The 13,619-nt window shown below is 61.2% G+C and carries 16 protein-coding genes; 10 read left to right on the forward strand and 6 right to left on the reverse strand.

Annotated features, from left to right (window positions below; translation table 11 throughout):
• Positions 1-9: 9 nt before the first annotated feature.
• Both hemB and C5J26_RS17870 read right to left on the reverse strand, forming a co-directional pair.
• Entirely contained in the window at positions 10-1,023 is a 1,014-nt protein-coding gene (gene hemB, locus C5J26_RS17865) for a porphobilinogen synthase (protein WP_105402964.1), read from the reverse strand.
• A 92-nt stretch (positions 1,024-1,115) separates the two neighbouring features.
• The gene (locus tag C5J26_RS17870) at positions 1,116-1,496 is read right to left on the reverse strand and encodes a cupin domain-containing protein (protein ID WP_105402965.1); all 381 of its coding nucleotides are present in this window, start codon (positions 1,494-1,496) and stop codon (positions 1,116-1,118) included.
• Between the two features lie 117 nt (positions 1,497-1,613).
• Here C5J26_RS17870 and C5J26_RS17875 point away from each other — a divergent pair, with 117 nt between their 5' ends.
• Together C5J26_RS17875 and ldtR are read left to right on the forward strand one after the other, a co-directional pair.
• A complete protein-coding gene (locus C5J26_RS17875; RefSeq protein WP_046636524.1) occupies positions 1,614-2,051 on the forward strand; it encodes a DUF6163 family protein in 438 nt (145 codons plus the stop codon).
• A 233-nt stretch (positions 2,052-2,284) separates the two neighbouring features.
• Positions 2,285-2,800 carry a transcriptional regulator LdtR gene (gene ldtR / locus C5J26_RS17880; protein ID WP_037081118.1) on the forward strand — a complete coding sequence of 172 codons (516 nt, stop codon included), beginning with the start codon at positions 2,285-2,287 and terminating at the stop codon, positions 2,798-2,800.
• Positions 2,801-3,086: 286 nt separating this feature from the next.
• Here the strand turns inward: ldtR and C5J26_RS17885 are convergent, their stop codons facing one another.
• The 3 genes from C5J26_RS17885 to C5J26_RS17895 all read right to left on the reverse strand — a co-directional run bounded on the left by C5J26_RS17885 (position 3,087) and on the right by C5J26_RS17895 (position 4,959).
• Positions 3,087-4,130, reverse strand: coding sequence for a hypothetical protein (locus C5J26_RS17885; RefSeq protein ID WP_105402966.1), 1,044 nt, complete (start codon positions 4,128-4,130; stop codon positions 3,087-3,089).
• A gap of 248 nt (positions 4,131-4,378) precedes the next feature.
• A complete protein-coding gene (locus C5J26_RS17890; protein ID WP_038541845.1) occupies positions 4,379-4,615 on the reverse strand; it encodes a hypothetical protein in 237 nt (78 codons plus the stop codon).
• 122 nt (positions 4,616-4,737) lie between these two features.
• Positions 4,738-4,959 carry a hypothetical protein gene (locus C5J26_RS17895; protein WP_105402967.1) on the reverse strand — a complete coding sequence of 74 codons (222 nt, stop codon included), beginning with the start codon at positions 4,957-4,959 and terminating at the stop codon, positions 4,738-4,740.
• Between the two features lie 422 nt (positions 4,960-5,381).
• Between C5J26_RS17895 and C5J26_RS17900 the strand changes: the two genes are divergently transcribed.
• From C5J26_RS17900 to C5J26_RS17920, 5 genes are all read left to right on the forward strand, one after another.
• A complete protein-coding gene (locus tag C5J26_RS17900; RefSeq protein WP_105402968.1) occupies positions 5,382-6,713 on the forward strand; it encodes a murein L,D-transpeptidase in 1,332 nt (443 codons plus the stop codon).
• Between the two features lie 177 nt (positions 6,714-6,890).
• Complete coding sequence (gene glyA / locus C5J26_RS17905) at positions 6,891-8,180, forward strand: serine hydroxymethyltransferase (protein ID WP_046636526.1); 1,290 nt, start codon at positions 6,891-6,893, stop codon at positions 8,178-8,180.
• Positions 8,181-8,231: 51 nt separating this feature from the next.
• Positions 8,232-8,711 (forward strand): transcriptional regulator NrdR, encoded by a 480-nt coding sequence (gene nrdR, locus C5J26_RS17910; RefSeq protein WP_007771094.1) that lies wholly within the window; start codon positions 8,232-8,234, stop codon positions 8,709-8,711.
• Between the two features lie 2 nt (positions 8,712-8,713).
• On the forward strand, positions 8,714-10,021 hold the full coding sequence (gene ribD, locus C5J26_RS17915; protein WP_105402969.1) for a bifunctional diaminohydroxyphosphoribosylaminopyrimidine deaminase/5-amino-6-(5-phosphoribosylamino)uracil reductase RibD: 1,308 nt from the start codon (positions 8,714-8,716) through the stop codon (positions 10,019-10,021).
• Positions 10,021-10,635 carry a riboflavin synthase gene (locus C5J26_RS17920; RefSeq protein WP_105402970.1) on the forward strand — a complete coding sequence of 205 codons (615 nt, stop codon included), beginning with the start codon at positions 10,021-10,023 and terminating at the stop codon, positions 10,633-10,635. Before ribD ends, C5J26_RS17920 begins: the two co-directional genes overlap by 1 nt.
• Positions 10,636-10,650: 15 nt before the next feature.
• Here the strand turns inward: C5J26_RS17920 and C5J26_RS17925 are convergent, their stop codons facing one another.
• Positions 10,651-11,172: a GNAT family N-acetyltransferase gene (locus tag C5J26_RS17925; protein WP_105403019.1), complete on the reverse strand. Its 522-nt coding sequence runs from the start codon at positions 11,170-11,172 to the stop codon at positions 10,651-10,653.
• 206 nt (positions 11,173-11,378) lie between these two features.
• Between C5J26_RS17925 and ribH the strand changes: the two genes are divergently transcribed.
• The 3 genes from ribH to C5J26_RS17940 are packed head-to-tail and all read left to right on the forward strand — an operon-like array spanning position 11,379 to position 13,574.
• Positions 11,379-11,837, forward strand: a complete 459-nt coding sequence (gene ribH / locus C5J26_RS17930) for a 6,7-dimethyl-8-ribityllumazine synthase (RefSeq protein WP_105402971.1) — start codon at positions 11,379-11,381, stop codon at positions 11,835-11,837.
• A 3-nt stretch (positions 11,838-11,840) separates the two neighbouring features.
• Positions 11,841-12,320: a transcription antitermination factor NusB gene (nusB, locus tag C5J26_RS17935; RefSeq protein ID WP_038549009.1), complete on the forward strand. Its 480-nt coding sequence runs from the start codon at positions 11,841-11,843 to the stop codon at positions 12,318-12,320.
• 30 nt (positions 12,321-12,350) lie between these two features.
• On the forward strand, positions 12,351-13,574 hold the full coding sequence (locus C5J26_RS17940; protein ID WP_105402972.1) for an MFS transporter: 1,224 nt from the start codon (positions 12,351-12,353) through the stop codon (positions 13,572-13,574).
• The last annotated feature ends 45 nt before the right edge of the window (positions 13,575-13,619 follow it).

Consider the following 13,619-nt stretch of genomic DNA (forward strand, 5'->3'; position numbering starts at 1 on the left):
GCAACAAGGTCACCCGTTCTTCGCCAATTTCTTCGCCACGTCCAACGCGAAATAGGAAAGAATGCCGTCGCAGCCGGCGCGTTTGAAGCAGAGCAGCGTCTCCATCATGACCCGTTCGCCGTCGATCCAGCCGTTCATCGCGGCGGCCTTGATCTGCGTGTACTCGCCGGAGACCTGGTAGGCGAAGACGGGCAGACCGAACGCTTCCTTGATGCGCCAGCAGATGTCGAGATAGGCGATGCCGGGTTTGACCATCAGCATGTCGGCACCTTCCTCGACGTCGAGAGCCGCGTCCCGCACTGCTTCGGTGCCGTTGGCCGGCGAAATGTAGTAGCTGTTCTTGTCGCCCTTCAGGAGGCCGCTGGTATTGATCGCCTCGCGATAGGGCCCGTAGAAGCCGGAGGAGAACTTCGTCGCATAGGACATGATGCCGACATCCTGATGGCCCGCGGCGTCCAGCCCGCGGCGGATGGCACCGATCCGGCCGTCCATCATTTCCGACGGCGCGATGATGTCGGCGCCGGCATCCGCCTGCATGACGGCGGCGCGGACGATCTGGTCGACCGTCTCGTCGTTGACGATCACTCCGTCCCGGAGGATCCCGTCATGGCCGTGGCTGGTGAACGGATCGAGCGCCACGTCGGTGATGATGCCGATATTCGGCACGGCTTTCTTGAAAGCGGCGGTCGCCTGGTTGATCAGGTTGTTGGCGACCAGGCTGTTGGAGCCGGTCTCGTCGCGCAACGCCATCTCGATATCGGGGAAGGTGGCGATCGCCGGAATGCCGAGATGGGCCGCTTCCCTGACCGCCTCGACCGCCTTGTCGACGCTCATGCGGTTGACGCCAGGCATGGCGGCGATCGGATCGACAATGCCGGTGCCGGGAACGATGAAGATCGGCCAGATCAGATCGTCCACCGTCAGCCGGTTCTCCTGCACCAGCCTGCGCGTCCAGTCGGCCTTGCGGTTACGCCGCATGCGGCGGTGGCCGGTGATCTCGTCGACCAGATGCGTCTTGTCCATGGCAAAGTCTCCAACTTCTCTTCCCGTGCGCGCGTCATTATCATGCAGCACGCCATTTGCGAATGGGAACGATCGCCGCAGTCGAGACCCGGCTAGATCCAGAGATCGTTTTGAGCCGTCCGTTCGCCGCCCTCGTTGCCGGTGTTCAGGACGCCACGCGGCTCGATCACCATCATCTCCACTTCCTTTTCGGCGAACGGCTTGTGCTGCACGCCCTTCGGCACGACGAACATTTCGCCCGGCCCGATGTGAACGCTGCCGTCGCGGAAGTCGATCCGCAAATGGCCTTCGATAACTATGAAGGTTTCATCCGTCTCCGGGTGATCATGCCAAATGAAATCGCCTTCGATGCGGACGAGCTTGAATTGGTAGTCGTTCATTTCGGCGACGACGCGCTGCTGCCAGAGGTCGGGTATCCGTGCCAGCTTCTCGGCGAGGTTTATCGGCGTATGTGAAAAGGTTCGCTCGGTCATGTCTTCTCCTTTGATTGGCGGCAAACCCTATCAGGACAAGGCGCAGAGCTCTTGAACGATCGTGCAGGCGAGAGGCTGGTACTGGCGGTCGGCCACCGCGGCGGCTAGTGTAGTCCCATGGAACCCGATTCACTCACGGTGCCGAAGCGCACGCTGACCGAAATTCTCTACGTCGTCTTCCTCAGGCTGGTCGCGGTCGCCTGTTTCTGGTTCGGCCTGCAATATTGGGCGATGCTGGTCGGCTATTCGCTGAAGGGCATGGCCCGCTTCGATCTGTTGACCCTTCCCTGGAAGGTGGCGGCGTCTTCGCTTGCCGTGCTTTTTCCGGTCGCTTCGCTCGGCCTCTGGCTCACCGTGTCCTGGGGGCCCGTGCTCTGGGCAATCGCCGCGATCTCGCAGGTGTCGATGTATATCGTCTGGCCGGAGATCTTCGGACACAACCGTCTCGTTCCCCTCATGCACGGCCTCGTCGCCGCGCTTTACGTCGTATTTCGGCTCTCCTTATGGGTCGAGGCGCGCCGCAAGGCGGAGCGGGTAAGGATTGATTCACCCTGAAATTAAAGCTTTGACGGCCGAATTTGACAGGAAATTTGCCGCTAACTGATTGATTTATCTTAAACCTGGATGGCCGCATCCTGGGCTGGCGAGGGCGGGCCAGAATTCGAAGAAGCGCGTTAAGCACCTGTTAAGGCTATGTTTTAAGTCGAATTTTATGCGTATTGGATAGTGTCTGTCTCAAGGCGGGAAGAAACAAACACCGCCAAACAAAACAGGATGAGGCAGTCATGATGAACACGAAACTGAAGCCGCAGGCGGCACCGGCAGTAGCAGATCCGCATGAAGATACCATTCGCGCCCTGTACATGGAGTCGCTGCATCTGGTCGAGCGCCTGCATCGCCGCCTTCTCGATGTGATCAAGGACGAGTTCGACCGCCAGGGTCGCGACGACGTCAACGCCGTCCAGGCTCTCCTGCTGTTCAACATCGGCAATTCGGAACTGACGGCCGGCGAACTGCGCTCCCGCGGTTACTATCTCGGCTCGAACGTCTCCTACAACGTCAAGAAGCTGGTCGACCTCGGCTTCATCAACCACCAGCGCTCGCGCATCGACCGCCGCTCGGTCCGCATCAGCCTGACGCCGGAAGGCCAGGAGATCGCCGAGGCCGTCGGCAAGCTCTATGAGCGCCATATCGGCTCGATCGAAAAGGTCGGCGGCATCGGCGAGGGCGAGTTCTCCCAGATGAACAAGCTGCTCCAGCGCCTCGACCGCTTCTGGAACGACCAGATTTTGTATCGCCTTTAATCCACTAAGGGCTTGGAACCACTGCATTTCCTCCAGTCATGAAGTGGCACGAGAGGGCGCAACGAGGCACAGAAATGTGCCTCGTTGCGTCCGTTCTCGTGCCACTAGCGTGCCTTCTCTTGAAGGCGGGGATCGCTGTGGGCGCTCACGTCTGTGGGTTAAGTTTCATGGGGAATGTCTCCTGGAGCTCGATGCTTGCAGGTTCATCATGCGGCGGCGCGGGAATCTGTCAAAGTATACTTCGGGGTTTTACAACGCTCTCAAGAGCGTACGATAGCAAAAGGAATTATTCGGAGAGTTCGTACCAGTGGTCGGAAAGCAGTTGATTTGCGGTAACGCTCTCGAAATTCTGGCGCCGTATATTATTTCCGGAATCTTTCGAGCTAAGGGCGAGGTGCACACGCTTGATTGCTTGCTCCTTATTCGACTCCGACATCCCGAATGTGGTCCCGTATACCCTGTTGCTCCCACTAACGTAGTCGAGCCTCATCAACTCCATATTCATTTTCGCGTACGCGAATCCGAGATAAATCACGGTCGTCGCCTCGCTGATTGCCTGGCGCATCTTGCCGAGCATTGCATCGTCATCAACGCGCTCCGTGAAGGTACGGATTTGCTTTGCGGTATGGGTGATGTTGTATTCGCTGAGCTGCTCTCCGAAACCTACGCCAACCCCATCCTCCGACTGCCATGGTAATTTCCCAACCTGACCGTAAGGGTGGAAAATCTGGAGCTTCTTGCAAATGCTGCACGCCTCCTCGAATGGGATACGCATGTAGCTTGTCAGCCACATCGAGAGGTAGTGCTCGATGCAGCGGTCATAGTTGAACGTGATAAAGGCCACTTTGTCAAAAATGGTATCAACGTCGGGCTTCTGGACGTTTTCAGTAAGCATCTTGCAGAAGGTATTGTGCCAACTCTTGGCTGCTCCGAAATCGATGGAGTACCGGCCGTGCTCCTTGCGGTAAATACCGCTCTTGTTTTCGGCCTCTAGGATGCTGGCCGCGATTCCCATTTTCCCCAAGGTCACGATGTCCGCGTCGTGAGCGTGGGTGTGGAGAAAATTGTCGATTGAAATGGCTTGTGGCATGGCCCTGCGGATGTCCTGCGCCGCTGCCGAATACCGCCGCATGTCGGCGCCGTAGTTGTTGCCTCTCGCCATCTCGACTATAGCGCCGACAAGGTTTTTATCGCCGTGGGCGTCCCAACTGCCACTCTCTCTCAGGTCGAGTTTCTGAGCGATAATACCCGTGAGCGCCGATCCGACAGGTAAGCCGATTTCGTAGCTGGCGCCTGCGCCGATGATAAAGACAGTCTTGTTGGCAAACATGGTGGCTCCGCAAGATGGCGTGATTCCATCATAGCGATGCCGACGGGCTGGGGATAACTTTTAGTTGCGGCAATCCACAACCTGACTCATCGTGAGGTATGGGCGGCTACACCGGACCGCGCCGCCCTGACGATTTAATGCTGGTTCGGCGTCAAACAACGAAGGTCCGATATGTGGAACTCCCCTCCTATTATGCCGTGATACGCTTGTTTGCGTGCGAGCCGCGTAGCCGCTCAGCAGAATCCAGCCTATCGCTGGGCCAGCAGGGCGCGGCCGGCGTTTCGGATGGTGAGGGCCGAGTCCGCCATCTGGGCAATCAAGCCGGCAGTCATCGCTGAGGCAAGGGTTTCCGTATAGTCTTCGCCCTGGAGACCGTGCTTTTTACAGTAGTTCTGTACGGCTCCGCGTGTGGAGGTCGGCGAGACGCCAAACTTGTTGTTCTGGAAAGCATTGACAATGATTTGGTATTTTTCGTCCAGGGTCACGGTAGCTCTCCAATGGGTGATGTTTGGGGTGCCTACCAGTATGGGAGCCGGGTTGATAGACGAATTCGGCTATGGGCATCGGAAATACGTTCCGATAAGTCCGTTTGCGCCGGAATGCTCGCCTACATTGTAGCCGCGGCGGCCCTGCGAATCTCGGTCGTCATGCCCGCAAACATCGAGGAGAGGTCGAGCCAGCCGTCTGGTCTGCGGCCAGTCACCTTTTCCGGCCACCCGCAAACGCCGTCCTGTTCGACATAACCGACGCATTGCGGGGCGGTCTCATCGCGAAAATGCAGGACGACCAGCTTTCCAGGCTCCAGGGCTTCGATCGGGTACCAGTTCAATTCTCGTATTCCTCACTTTGACGGTCGACTTTTAGCCAATCCGCTTGTCCCAGGCTTACGGCTTTTACGTTTCCAAGCGAGGGCTTGCTGTCCAGAATGCCGGGCCGGTTCCGTAAAAGAAGCAGGTCGCGGATCGACGATCCCGCAGCCCGTTCCGAGATCGCTTGCGTTCGCAGGGTGTGGCGCATATGCCGCCTGAAAAAATCACGTGCCAACACGGCTTTGTGACGCGCAAGTACCTGACACGAATTGGCCATATTGCTATGGGACCGGCTGGATGCAACGGGCCGGCGGGAATTCGCGCTTTCACGACATTGCGATGACGACGAAGCCCCCGTGCGGCTGCGCTAACTTTTTGCGCGTTCTTAACCATATCCCTGTAGGCGTCCTTGATGCTGCTCGGGACCAGATGGGTATTATTGATGTCGAAGAAGATCGGATCTGAAGCTCTTTCCCGCCGTGCCCTGCTTCGCACGGCCTTCTCTGCCGGTGCCGCCGCACTTGCAGCGCCCGCATTCGCCCAGACGGCGATGGACGATCTGATCAATGCGCCTCGCCGAGGCACCTGGGACGACCAGTTCGACGCCAAGGCCGCATCCAGAACCGCCGTCAACGTCGTCTCCAACAATCCGGTGCTCGGCGCCGGCGGACCAGCGAACATCCAGCAGGCGATCATTGACTATCAGCAGATCGTTGCGAACGGCGGCTGGCCCGAGGTCAATCCCGGCCAGCAGCGCCTGCGCCTCGGCGTCGTCGATCCGTCCGTGCAGCAATTGCGCCAGCGCCTGATGATTTCCGGCGACCTGCCGCGTGAAGCGGGCATGTCTTCCTCGTTCGACAGCTATGTCGACGGTGCGGTGAAGCGTTTTCAGGCCCGCCACGGCCTGCCTGCCGACGGCGTAATGGGCGAATTTACCGTCAAGGCGATGAACATATCGGCCGACGTGCGCATGCGCCAGCTGGGCACCAACCTGGTGCGGCTGCAGTCCATGTCCGGCGATCTCGGCCCTCGCTATGTCATGGTCAACATTCCAGCCGCCTATATCGAGGCGGTGGAAAACGACCGCGTGGCACTGCGCACCAATGCCGTCGTCGGGCGTATCGACCGTCCGACCCACGCCATCAACTCGAAGATCTACGAGGTCATCCTCAACCCCTATTGGACTGCGCCGCGCTCGATCGTCGAGAAGGACATCGTGCCGCTGATGCGCAAGGATCCGACCTATCTCACCCGCAACAACATCCGCCTGATCGACGGCAAGGGTAATGAAGTGGCGCCGGAAACGGTCGACTGGTTTGCGCCGAAGGCTCCGAACCTGATGTTCCGGCAGGATCCGGGCAAGATCAATGCCATGGCCTCGACGAAGATCAACTTCCACAATCCGAACAACGAATACATGCACGACACGCCCCAGCAGGGCCTGTTCAACAAGCTGATGCGTTTCGAATCCTCGGGCTGCATGCGCGTTCAGAACGTCCGCGACCTCATCAGCTGGCTGCTGCGCGACACAACCGGCTGGTCGCGCCAGGAGATCGAGCGGGTCATCTCGACGCGCCAGAACACCCCGATCAAGCTCACGACCGAAGTTCCGGTCTATATCGTCTACATCACCGCCTGGTCGGCGAAGGACCGCGTCGTGCAGTTCCGCGACGACATCTACGAGCGTGACGGCAACCAGGAACTGGCACTGCAGACGACCACCGGCATCGAAAAGCCGGCCGGCGCTGCCGACGACGATCTGCTGCCGCAATAAGATCTGCTTCTTTTTTCGTCTACGGGAGGCCGCATCCGCAAAGGGTGCGGCTTTTTTGTTTTCCAGGAGCATCTCCGCGTCTTCCGGCGAGCAAATGTCGTTCCCCGTATTGCTCTGCGCAAGGCGTAAGGCTAAGACGCGACATTGCAATGCCCACCCCTTTGAGGAGCCTCGCACATGTCGAACACCGACGTCTTCTTCTCCCGCCCGCTTGCAGAATCCGATCCGGAAATCTTTGGCGCGATCGAGAAGGAACTGGGTCGCCAGCGCCACGAAATCGAGCTGATCGCTTCGGAGAACATCGTTTCCCGCGCTGTGCTTGAGGCGCAGGGTTCGATCATGACCAACAAGTATGCGGAAGGTTATCCGGGCAAGCGTTATTACGGCGGCTGCCAGTTCGTCGATATCGCCGAGGAACTCGCCATCGAGCGCGCCAAGAAGCTGTTCGGCGTCAATTTCGTCAACGTCCAGCCGAATTCCGGTAGCCAAATGAACCAGGCCGTGTTCCTGGCGCTGCTGCAGCCGGGCGATACGTTCATGGGTCTCGACCTGAATTCCGGGGGGCATCTCACCCACGGTTCGCCGGTCAACATGTCGGGCAAGTGGTTCAACGTCGTCTCCTACGGCGTGCGCGAAGGCGACAACCTGCTCGACATGGACGAGGTGCAGCGCAAGGCCGAGGAAACCAAGCCGAAGCTGATCATCGCCGGCGGCACCGCCTATTCCCGCATCTGGGACTGGAAGCGTTTTCGCGAGATCGCCGATTCGGTCGGCGCCTATCTGATGGTCGACATGGCCCATATCGCCGGTCTGGTTGCCGGCGGCCAGCATCCATCGCCGTTCCCGCATTGCCACGTCGCCACCACCACCACCCACAAGTCGCTGCGCGGCCCCCGCGGCGGCGTCATCCTCACCAATGACGAGGAACTGGCCAAGAAGTTCAATTCGGCCGTCTTCCCGGGCCTCCAGGGCGGTCCACTGATGCACATCATCGCCGCCAAGGCGGTTGCCTTCGGCGAGGCGCTGCAGCCGGACTTCAAGGACTACGCTGCCCAGATCGTCAAGAATGCCAAGGCGCTGTCCGAAACGCTGATGGCCGGCGGCCTCGATATCGTCTCCGGCGGCACCGACAACCACCTGATGCTGGTCGACCTGCGCAAGAAGAACGCCACCGGCAAGCGCGCCGAGGCGGCCCTCGGCCGCGGCTACATCACCACCAACAAGAACGGCATTCCCTTCGACCCGGAAAAGCCCTTCGTTACCTCCGGTATCCGCCTCGGCACCCCGGCCGGCACGACGCGCGGCTTCAAGGAAGCGGAATTCAAGGAGATCGGCAATCTCATCATCGAGGTTCTCGACGGCCTGAAGGTGGCCAATTCCGACGAAGGCAATGCAAGCGTCGAAGCCGCCGTGCGCGACAAGGTCGTGGCGCTCACCGGCCGCTTCCCCATGTACCCGTATATGTGATCCCAACGGGGACCGCATTCGCGGTCCCTCTTGCCCATCCAAGGAGAGCCGATGCGCTGCCCCTATTGCGGTTCGGAAGACACGCAGGTCAAGGATAGTCGTCCGGCGGAGGATTACACCTCCATCCGCCGGCGGCGTATCTGCCCGGATTGCGGAGGCCGCTTCACGACTTTCGAGCGCGTGCAGCTTCGCGAACTGATGGTCACCAAGAAGACCGGCCGTAAGGTGCCGTTCGACCGCAACAAGCTGGTACGGTCGTTCCAGATCGCGCTGCGCAAGCGGCCGGTCGACAATGACCGCATCGAGCGGGCGGTTTCCGGTATCGTGCGCCGGCTCGAAAGCTCCGGCGAGAACGAGATTTCGTCGGAAGAGATCGGCCTGCAGGTGCTGGAGGCCTTGAAGAGCCTCGATGACGTCGCCTTCGTGCGTTATGCCTCCGTCTATCGCGATTTCTCCCATGCAGAGGATTTCGAAAAGGTGATCCAGGAGATCAACGCCAAGATCGCCCGCGATCCCGGCATCGAGCCGTAGCCATGACGAGCGCTGCCGAAGATCGGTGGTTCATGGCGTCGGCGCTGCGTCTGTCGCGCCTTCATACCGGTCAGACGGGCACCAATCCTTCGGTCGGCTGCGTGGTCGTCAAGGACGGCGAGGTCGTCGGCTCCGCCGTTACCGCACCGGGCGGTCGGCCGCATGCGGAAACCCAGGCGCTCGATATTGCCGGCGAAAAAGCGAGGGGGGCGACCGTCTATGTCACGCTCGAACCCTGCTCGCATTACGGCCGCACGCCGCCTTGCGCCAACGCGCTCGTCGAGGCAGGCGTCGCCCGCGTCGTCATCTCGCTGACCGATCCCGATCCGCGTGTCTCCGGGCGAGGAATTGCGATCCTGCGCGAGGCCGGGATTGTCGTAGAGACGGGCCTGATGGAGGAGGAGGGGCGCCGGGCGCTCGCCGCTTACCTCACCCGCCAGACGAAGGGCCGCCCGCATGTGACTCTGAAGCTTGCCGTTTCCGCCGACGGCATGCTCGGCCGCCGCGGCGAGGAAGTGTCGATCACCGGACCCGAGGCGCGGGCGCAGGTGCACCGGCTGCGGGCCGAAGCCGACGCGATCCTGGTCGGCATCGGCACTGTGCTGTCGGATGATCCGGAGTTGACGGTGCGCATTTCGGGGCTGGAAAACCGGTCGCCGACCCGCATCGTGCTGGACCGACGGCTGGAACTGCCGTTGGATTCCAAGCTGGTGAAGAGCGCGCGGGACGTGCCGGTGATTGCTGTGGCTGAACCGGGCTCGGTCTTGCAGGTTGAGGGTGCGACGACACCCCCCTCTGCCCTGCCGGGCATCTCCCCCACAAGGGGGGAGATTGAATCGCGGCGGGCTCATTCGTCTCATTCTGGCTCCGAGCCCGTTTCTCCGGCGCCATCGGTGAGCTTGGGGCAAGACAGTGCATCCGTGATCTCCCCACCCGTGGGGGAGATGCCCGGCAGGGCAGAGGGGGGCGATCTGGCTCCGGGGGCGGCGGGTGATCTGGCTACGAAAGCCGCCGCCCTCCAAGCCGCCGGCGTCGAGATCATGGACAGCACCGAACTTGACATCCTCCTGGCGATCCTCGCGGTTCGCGGCATGTCCTCGCTTCTGGTCGAAGGCGGCGCGACCATCGCGAAGGCCTTCCTCGACGCAAATCTCGTCGACCGCGTCCTCCTGTTCCAGGGCACCGGCATTGTCGGCGAGGGCGGGCTTGAATCGCCGCTGACGCCATCCGATATGCCGGCAGGGTTCAAGTTCGTGCGCGAGGAAAGCTTCGGGCCGGACCGCTGTTTCGAATACGAAAGAGGTTTCTGATGTTCACCGGAATTGTCACCGATGTCGGCACGGTCGCGGCAACGACGCCGATGGACGAAGGCGTCAAGCTCAGGATCGCCACCAATTACGACCCGAAAACCATCGACATGGGCGCCTCGATTTCCCATGGCGGCGTCTGCCTGACGGTGACAAACCTGCCGGACGAAGGCAGCAACGAACGCTGGTTCGAGGTTGAGGCCTGGGAAGAGGCGCTGCGGCTGACGACGATCGCGGCCTGGACCGAGGGCACGCGCGTCAATCTGGAGCGGGCACTGAAGATCGGCGACGAACTCGGCGGCCATATCGTCTCCGGCCATGTGGACGGCACGGCGGAAATTCTAGGCATCGAACATGAGGGCGAGGCGGTCCGCATCCGTCTTCGCGCACCCGAGGCGCTTGCCCGATTTGTGGCGCCGAAGGGCTCGGTCGCGCTCGACGGCACCTCGCTGACGGTCAACGCAGTCGAGGGCACCGATTTCGACGTGCTGCTGATCCGCCACACGCTCGCCGTCACCACCTGGGGCGATAGAAGGGCTGGCGATTTCGTCAATTTCGAAGTCGACACGATGGCGCGTTACGCAGCACGGCTCGCCGAATTTCCGGCGAAAAGCTGACGGCTTGTCGCGCGATCAGTTTTCGCGCGCCAGCACCACGATCGGGCCATGATAATCGGCACGGGCGAACTCGCGGAAGCCGAGTTTGGATGCGAGCCTGAGCGAGGCGGCATTTTCGGGGCTGATGATGCAGGTCATCCGGCGATCGGGGAAATGGGCGTCGCCCCAGGCGATCATTGCGCCCACCGCTTCGGTTGCATAACCGCGGCCGTGGACGCACGGGATGAGTGCCCAGCCCGTCTCGAGCGTCCCCTCGATGGAGGGTTGAAACTCGCGGCGCATATCCTGGAAACCGGCTTCCCCGAGAAAGCGCCCGGTTTCCTTCTCCTCGATCGCCAGGAAGCCGAAACCCATGAGCTGCCACATGCCGTTGACGCGCAGCATGCGGCTCCAGCTGGTTTCGCGGGACGAGGGGATACCGGATATGTAGCGGACCACGTCCGGGTCGGCCCAGAATTCCGCATAGGTCTCGAACTCCTCCAGCCGGTGGGGGCGCAGGATCAGCCGTTCGGTTTCGAGGGTTGGAATGGTGGTCATGGCGGGCTCCATGGTCCGGTGTTGGCACTGATCTTATCGTCGCTCGCTCAGCTATTCCCGATTCGCATCGCTGCGTTCAGCGAAAATTGCTTGCCATTCCCCTCAGAGCGTGTTTTGACCGCCACCTGCTCGAGACCCATATGACTATCGGCCCGCCTTGAGGCGATATCGATCTCATGCTGGGCCGATTTGAACAAAGGTGAATCATGTCACGCGAAACCGCTCCACACCTCCTCGTCGTCGAGGCGCGTTTCTACGACGATATGTCCGATGCACTGCTCGAAGGCGCGACCCATGCGCTGAAGGCGGCCGGGGCGACCTATGACGTGGTCACCGTTCCCGGTGCGCTCGAAGTCCCGCCGGCAATCGCCATGGCGCTCGATGCGTCGGAAGAGGGCGGCACCGATTACGACGGTTTCGTCGCGCTCGGTATGGTCATTCGTGGCGAGACCTATCATTTCGATATCGTCTCGAATGAATCCTCCCGCGCCCTGATGGACCTCGCCGTGTCGGAATCGCTTGCGATCGGCAACGGCATCCTCACCTGCGAGAACGATGAACAGGCTTGGGCGCGTGCCCGCCGTTCGGACAAGGACAAGGGCGGTTTTGCCGCCCGTGCGGCGCTGACCATGATCGCGCTGCGTGACAAGCTGAACGGTGGTTGATTGATGGCCAAGGAAGGCGAACACCCGGTGAAGCCGGCCAATCAGCGCGGCGCTGCCCGCCTGGCGGCCGTGCAGGCGCTCTACCAGATGGATGTCGGCGGAACCGGCGTGCTGGAGGTCGTGGCCGAATATGAGGCGCATCGCCTCGGACAGGAACTTGACGGCGACACCTATCTGAAGGCTGACGCCTCATGGTTCCGCTCGATCGTTGCCGGCGTCGTGCGCGATCAGGTGAAGATCGACCCGCTGATCCGCGCCTCGCTCCAGGAAGATTGGCCGCTGTCGCGTCTCGATTCGACGCTGCGGGCCATCCTGCGCGCCGGTACGTTCGAAATCCTCGAGCGCAAGGACGTGCCGGTAGCCGTTATCGTCACCGAATATGTCGAGATCGCTCACGCCTTCTTCGGAGAGGAAGAGCCGCGCATCGTCAACGCCGTCCTCGATCGCATTGCCAAGCAGGTCCGCGGCGAAGCCAAGAAATAAAAACTAAACGGCAAGACAGGGTGGGGCAGCATGGACGGCGCGGTAGACGGTTTTCAGACACAGATGAGCACCGCCCGGCGCAGTGTCGCTCTGCTTGCCGGCGCCCAGGCCGTCCTCGGTTCGGCGCCGCCCCTGGTTTTCGCACTCGGCGGTCTCGTCGGCTACCAGTTGCTGGGCGATGACAAGTCGCTCGCGACCGCTCCGCTGACCGGCTTCAATATCGGCATGGCGGCCGGTGCCGTCGCCGTTGCCATCGCCTCGCGGTTCCTCGGCCGCAAGGCGAGCTTCATGCTGGGCTCGGTTCTCGGAGCGGTGGGGGCCGCCACCGCGGCAATCGCGCTGTTCCATTCGAACTTCTGGCTTTTTGCGGTCGGCCTGCTGCTGATCGGCCTCTGCAATGGTTTCACCCAGAAGATCCGTTTCGCCGCCGCCGATGCGTCGCCCTCGTTCTACAAGCCGAAGGCGATCTCCTGGATCCTCGCGGCCGGCATAGTTTCGGCGGTCCTCGGGCCGCAGCTTGCGATCTGGACCAAGGACCTGTTGTCGCCCGTGCTGTTCGCCGGCGCCTTCGTGGCCGTCATTCCGCTTTATCTGATCGCCCTCCTGATGCTGGCGCCGCTGAAACTGCCGCAGATGAGCGGCAGTCACGCGGCTTCGGCCCCGGCGCGTTCGCTGGGCGAGATCGTCGTCACCCAGCGGTTCCTGACCGGCATGATCTGCGGCATCTCCTCCTATGCGCTGATGACCTTCATGATGACCGGCGCGCCGCTTGCCATGGTGATCGGCTGCGGTTTTCCGTCGGAAATGGCCACACTCGGCATCCAGTGGCACGTGCTCGCCATGTTCGCGCCGAGCTTTTTCACCGGCATGCTGATTTCACGCTTCGGCGTCGAAAAGATCGTCGCCGCCGGGCTGCTGATCCTGATGGGCTGCGCCGTGATCGCCCATATGGGCATCGAGCTGTGGAACTTCTGGGGCGCGCTGGTGCTGCTCGGCATCGGCTGGAACTTCGCCTTCATCGGCTCGACCGCCATCGTCGCCTCCAGCTATCGCCCGCATGAGGCCGACAAGGTGCAGGGTTTTCACGACATCATCCTCTTCACCACGGTAGCGCTGTCTTCCTTCTCCTCGGGCAAGGTGTTCACTGCCTACGGTTGGTCCTTCATGAACCTGATCATCTGGCCGGTGACGATCGTCTGCCTCGGTCTAGTGCTGGCGCTGATGTTCAAGCGCTCTTCCGTGAAATCCGCTTAGAGTCTTGTCCCTTCGGGCTTGACGCCAATTCATCTCCACCGCAAT

The sequence above is a fragment of the Neorhizobium sp. T7_12 genome, assembly GCF_002968535.1.
Lineage (GTDB): Bacteria > Pseudomonadota > Alphaproteobacteria > Rhizobiales > Rhizobiaceae > Neorhizobium > Neorhizobium tomejilense.

Coding starts and splice junctions, on each gene's coding strand:
- C5J26_RS17900 (WP_105402968.1), top strand. CDS start 5,382: ATGTCGAAGAAGATCGGATCTGAAGCTCTTTCCCGCCGTGCCCTGCTT.
- hemB (WP_105402964.1), bottom strand. CDS start 1,023: ATGGACAAGACGCATCTGGTCGACGAGATCACCGGCCACCGCCGCATG.
- ldtR (WP_037081118.1), top strand. CDS start 2,285: ATGAACACGAAACTGAAGCCGCAGGCGGCACCGGCAGTAGCAGATCCG.
- C5J26_RS17870 (WP_105402965.1), bottom strand. CDS start 1,496: ATGACCGAGCGAACCTTTTCACATACGCCGATAAACCTCGCCGAGAAG.
- nusB (WP_038549009.1), top strand. CDS start 11,841: ATGGCCAAGGAAGGCGAACACCCGGTGAAGCCGGCCAATCAGCGCGGC.
- C5J26_RS17940 (WP_105402972.1), top strand. CDS start 12,351: ATGGACGGCGCGGTAGACGGTTTTCAGACACAGATGAGCACCGCCCGG.
- glyA (WP_046636526.1), top strand. CDS start 6,891: ATGTCGAACACCGACGTCTTCTTCTCCCGCCCGCTTGCAGAATCCGAT.
- ribD (WP_105402969.1), top strand. CDS start 8,714: ATGACGAGCGCTGCCGAAGATCGGTGGTTCATGGCGTCGGCGCTGCGT.
- C5J26_RS17925 (WP_105403019.1), bottom strand. CDS start 11,172: ATGACCACCATTCCAACCCTCGAAACCGAACGGCTGATCCTGCGCCCC.
- C5J26_RS17875 (WP_046636524.1), top strand. CDS start 1,614: ATGGAACCCGATTCACTCACGGTGCCGAAGCGCACGCTGACCGAAATT.
- nrdR (WP_007771094.1), top strand. CDS start 8,232: ATGCGCTGCCCCTATTGCGGTTCGGAAGACACGCAGGTCAAGGATAGT.
- C5J26_RS17885 (WP_105402966.1), bottom strand. CDS start 4,130: ATGTTTGCCAACAAGACTGTCTTTATCATCGGCGCAGGCGCCAGCTAC.
- C5J26_RS17920 (WP_105402970.1), top strand. CDS start 10,021: ATGTTCACCGGAATTGTCACCGATGTCGGCACGGTCGCGGCAACGACG.
- ribH (WP_105402971.1), top strand. CDS start 11,379: ATGTCACGCGAAACCGCTCCACACCTCCTCGTCGTCGAGGCGCGTTTC.